At 39.3% G+C, this 4,945-nt stretch carries 4 protein-coding genes and 2 pseudogenes; all 6 read left to right on the top strand.

Going from position 1 to position 4,945, the window contains the following annotated elements; genetic code table 11:
• Positions 1–1,274, top strand: a pseudogene (locus HRT50_RS17765) (hypothetical protein); the annotation flags it as partial.
• 56 nt (positions 1,275–1,330) lie between these two features.
• Complete coding sequence (locus HRT50_RS17770) at positions 1,331–2,431, top strand: class I SAM-dependent methyltransferase (protein WP_291616980.1); 1,101 nt, start codon at positions 1,331–1,333, stop codon at positions 2,429–2,431.
• 2 nt (positions 2,432–2,433) lie between these two features.
• On the top strand, positions 2,434–3,117 hold the full coding sequence (locus tag HRT50_RS17775) for a DUF3261 domain-containing protein (RefSeq protein ID WP_291616982.1): 684 nt from the start codon (positions 2,434–2,436) through the stop codon (positions 3,115–3,117).
• A complete protein-coding gene (locus HRT50_RS17780) occupies positions 3,114–4,310 on the top strand; it encodes a beta-ketoacyl-ACP synthase (protein WP_291616984.1) in 1,197 nt (398 codons plus the stop codon). The genes HRT50_RS17775 and HRT50_RS17780 overlap by 4 nt, the downstream gene beginning before the upstream one ends.
• 17 nt (positions 4,311–4,327) lie before the next feature.
• A complete protein-coding gene (locus tag HRT50_RS17785) occupies positions 4,328–4,777 on the top strand; it encodes a 3-hydroxylacyl-ACP dehydratase (protein ID WP_291616986.1) in 450 nt (149 codons plus the stop codon).
• Positions 4,778–4,855: 78 nt separating this feature from the next.
• Positions 4,856–4,945: pseudogene (fabG, locus tag HRT50_RS17790) on the top strand (3-oxoacyl-ACP reductase); the annotation flags it as partial.

Raw genomic sequence — 4,945 nt, forward strand, 5'->3', positions numbered from 1 at the left:
GTATACGCAGTAAAATTTTTCTGCCGCTGACCATTGCCTTGGTTTCAACGATTGCCGGCTACAGTTTGTTTTTTACCACGCCTATTAATTTATTACATCAAGTAGTGGTGTTTGTCGGCTTTGGTTTGGTTGGTGCTTATTTAAGTGCCTTATTGTTATTACCGAGTATTAAATTTAAAAGTAGTGGTACTTCCTTTGCAGTTTTACCTAAGCAGCACTTTGTCTATCTCTTTATCGCCATGGTTATTTTTGCCATCAGCATACCCGGCTTAAATTTCGATGATCACATTGGTAATTTAAATACTAAATCAAGCAGCTTGGTAGAAGAAGAGCAAAAGGTAGCTAGGTTAACCGGGGAGAGTGTTTATCCTTATATGGTACTGATTAGTGCAAACAGTCAAGATGACTTGCTTGATGATGCCCAGCTACTTACCAAAGGTTTACGAGGGCAGGGAGCGATTTTAAAAAGCATTGCCGATTGGCAACTGTCTCAAGCGGCGCAGCAAAATAATATTGACTTAGTGACCGCGAATTGGCAATTAAACCACTATCAGGCTATTTCTGCATATTTTGACAAAAACGTCATAGAGTCAGTCATTAGTCAAGCAAAACCCATAGCGACAATGCCAAGCTTTATCGCACAAAATATGGGGTTAGATATTAAGCAAGTTGCCGGAAAATATTGGACTGCTTTATTATTGAGTGCTCCGGTATCCGACTTACAAATGCAATTTATCAGCAAGTTTGAAAATGCCAGTTATGTTAATTTACCCCTTGCGCTGTCAAAGCAGTTAGCGGAGGTGAGGACAAATGTTTTACAGCTTGCCTTACCCGCAATGTTAGTGATATTAGTCATTTTAAGTCTCTACTTTGGCTTAGCGAGTGCCTTCATTATGTTGCTAGTACCGACAGTTTCCGCGGGACTGGCACTGGTCTTTAGCCAACTTTTTCAACCAAGTTTAAATATTTTTAATGTACTGGCTTGTTTGCTTATAATCACCTTAGCAATTGATTATGTGGTGTTTTTTAGAAGTCATGGTGTGACTAAAATCATTAGCCACACCATAAGTCTTTCAGCGTTGTCATCAGCACTCACCTTTGGCGTGATGTCTTTTAGCGCCACACCTGCGGTGAGTAGCTTTGGTTTAACCTTATTAATTGGTATTTTCTTAGCTTGGCTGTTAAGCCACTTAACACCTCTGAGCCACCTAGTACCTTTAAATAAATTAGCACTTTCAAGCGCCACTAAAAAAGCAGTAAAAACAAAAATTTAATAATAGCTAATAAATGGCGCTTATCTTAATACGCCATACTAAACGGAAGTAAAAACATGATCCAATTACCTGAGCAAGGCGAACTCTCTGCTGTTGCCGCTAAGTCTATGGCGCAACATATCGCCTTTTCACCTTATATTTTCCAAGCAACCGCGGCATTGAAAGATTTAGGTATCTTGCAGTTTATCGATAAAAACAGACGCAAAGGCGTATTGTTAAATGACATTGTTGACGCGGTAAAGGTCAGTGAATATGGCGTGAGTGTTTTATTAGACTTTGCCTTAACTTGTGGCTTAATTACGATTACACATGAAGAGAGTGAGCCTAAAGACTTACCACGTTACCGTATAACCAAAGTTGCGTTTTTTCTGTTACATGATGAAATGTCGGTAGTGAACTTTGATTTCACCCAACACTTTGCTTACCAGGGGTTAGCTAACCTTACAGAGTCAATTAAAACCGGTAAACCAGAGGGCTTAAAAATGTTTGGTGATTGGCCAACATTATATCCACATTTACCAGAGCTGCCGAACGAAACAAGAGCGAGTTGGTTTGCCTTTGATCATTTTTATTCTGACCATGCTTTTGATGAAATATTGCCATTAGTCTTTGCCAGCAAACCTAAACATATTGTTGATATTGGTGGTAATACCGGGCGTTTTTCTACTAAGTGTTTACAGCATGATAGTGAAGTGCAGGTAACCATTATGGACTTACCGCCGCAGTTGGCCAAAGCACAACAAAATATTGACCAAGCAGGGTTAAGTGAGCGTTTCCATGCATTTCCTTGTGATATGTTAGACCCAAACCAAGTATTAGCTGCAGATGCAGATGTTTATTGGATGAGTCAATTTTTAGATTGCTTCTCTGAGCCGCAAATTAAAGTGATTTTATCGAATATTGCCAAGGGTATTTCAGGTCAGCAAAAGGTGTTAATTTTAGAAACCTTTTGGGATGCACAAAAATTTGATGCCGCAGCTTTTAGCTTAAATGCGACCTCACTGTATTTTACCTGTTTTGCTAACGGCAATAGTCGCATGTATGCTGCAGATAAATTCAAGGCTTTAGTTACCGCAAGTGGTTTAAAAATAGAACAACAAATTGATAATATTGGTTTAGGTCATAGTTTATTAGTGTGTAGTAAAGCGGCAAAATAACCATGCAAGTAAGTAAAAATTTATTCGCTAAAGTTAATCAATACATTTTACTGGTCTGTGTAGCTCTAATGGTCAGTGGCTGCGCTGTGCGCATGGATAATGTTCACCGGGTAAGCCTTGATGATGATATTACCTATATCTTGCAACCTATACCTGAGACGTTAACTAACACGGGTATACAAGCATTATTTAACATTAAGCAGGGAAGTCAGCAAGGTAAAGAAAACCAATTTATGATTCAAGTTGAGATGACAACATCTCGTTTACTTGTTTCAGCTTATACCGTTGAAGGTTTCTCATTGTTCACCCTTGATTGGCATACTGATGTGGGCACACTTGTTTATGATAAAAAAATTGCCATTGACCCCTTAAGAGTGTTGGCGGAATTGCAATTAGTACTCTGGCCTAGCAGTGATGTTGCACAAGGTTTAGAACAGGGACAACTGAAAGTGCTAAGCGTTACCTATCGCGAGATTAGTTCAAACAATGACGTTATTTATCAAATTAAACAGCAGGATAATATTAGCCAACTTACTAACGTTAAAGCTGATTATTCGATTGTGATAGAAGAGTTAGACCGTTGGTCTTTGTTAGACGAAAAGTTAGATGGAAAATCAGGTGAAAAGTTAGATGAAAATGGCCTAGTAAATGAGCTAACCTCAGATAACATGGAGATTGCCCCATGAGCATTTATTTAAACGAGCTTGGGTTAGTTTGTGCACTGGGTAAAGATAAGAAAACAGTGTTAACTCATTTTCTTGCCGGTGAGCAAGGCTTTATGAAAGCCGATAGTAGCTTTGGTATTAACACCGTTATTGGCAAGGTTACCGCTAAATTGCCTGATTTGTCGACATTTGGTGACTATCAAAACAGTCGTAATAATCAGTTAGCTTTGCTTGCCTTTGAACAGATCTCAGAAAAGCTCAAACAATTAATAGTAAAGCTTGGCGATGAAAAAAAGCGACCACTTAATATTGCTGTTGTGATTGGTACTAGCACCTCAGGTATCGCCAGTGGTGAACAATCAATGCAGCAATATTTAGCTAGCGGTAAACATGAGAAAAATTATCACTATGCTATGCAAGAGATGGGCGCCACCGCTGAATTTATTGCCAAGTTAGCCAAGGCAAATGCCAGTGTTTATGGTATTTCAACGGCCTGTACCTCAAGTGCTAAAGCATTAATAAGCGGCCAACGTTTGTTAGAAAACGGTTTAGCGGATATTGTCATTGCCGGTGGTGTTGATAGTTTATGCAAAATGACCGTCAATGGCTTTAATGCGCTAGCGTCTATCTCAGCAAGTCATACCTTGCCATTTCAAGCTCAGCGCTGTGGCATTAATATTGGTGAGGGTGCGGCATTATTTGTTATGAGTCAGTCAGCAGATGATATCGCCCTGACGGGTTTTGGTGAAACCAGTGATGCCCACCATATTTCAGCGCCACATCCTGACGGCGACGGGGCGAGTCAAGCCATGTTAGCAGCCCTAGAAAGTGCTGATTTATCAGCAAGTGATATTAGCTATATCAATTTACATGGTACGGGCACGGTACAAAATGATGCCATGGAAGCTAAGGCTGTGGCTAAGGTATTTGATGCTACACCTTGTACTGCCAGCAAACAGTTACATGGTCATTGTTTAGGTGCTGCTGGCGCTATTGAAGCTGGTTTGTGCTGGTTATTATTAAGTGATCTTAACAAAGGTAATCACTATCCAGTAATGAACTTTTTCGGTGATTTAGATACAAATATTGCACCGATAAATTTAATTGCTAAAAATAGCCCGACAAATAAAACACTTCGACACTGCATGTCTAATTCTTATGCTTTTGGCGGCAATAATGCCAGTTTAATTTTATCCGTTGAGAAAGCGAATTAAAGGCTTTTATTAAAAATATGTATGATATTGAAGAAGTAATAAAACATAGAAAACCGATGCGTTTAGTCGATGAGTTAATTTCGTTTGATGAAGATAGTGCTTGTGTATTGGTAAATATCAATGAAGAAAGTGAGTTTTATCAAGCAGAGCGACGCGGCGTACCGAGTTATATTGGTATTGAATATATGGCGCAGTGTATTGCTGCTCAGGCGGGTGCAAATGAACTAGCTTGCGGTGGCGACATCAGACTTGGCTTTTTATTAGGTACTCGTAAATATAAACCTAATTGCACCTTTTTTACCTGCGGTGAAACCTTACAGGTAACCGCGACACGACTATTGGCAGATGCTGCTGGTTTATCCGTTTTTGATTGCACCATTGTTGCAAAAAACCAGCAAGAAATTATCTTGGCGCAAGCAAAAATCAATGTATATCAGCCAGACAATGCTGCGGACTATGTCAGTTAAGAGTGTCAGCTAAATATTAAGCGGACATACTTAACTGAATAATAGGCAGGATAGCTAAGTAAATGAGAGGAAATATAAATGAATAATACAGTGTTATTAACAGGCTCTAGTAAGGGTATTGGTAAAGCCATAGCTATTGAGTTAGCAAAGAGTGGTTTCTATATCGTC

The organism is Colwellia sp. (assembly GCF_013215345.1).
Classification (GTDB): domain Bacteria; phylum Pseudomonadota; class Gammaproteobacteria; order Enterobacterales; family Alteromonadaceae; genus Colwellia.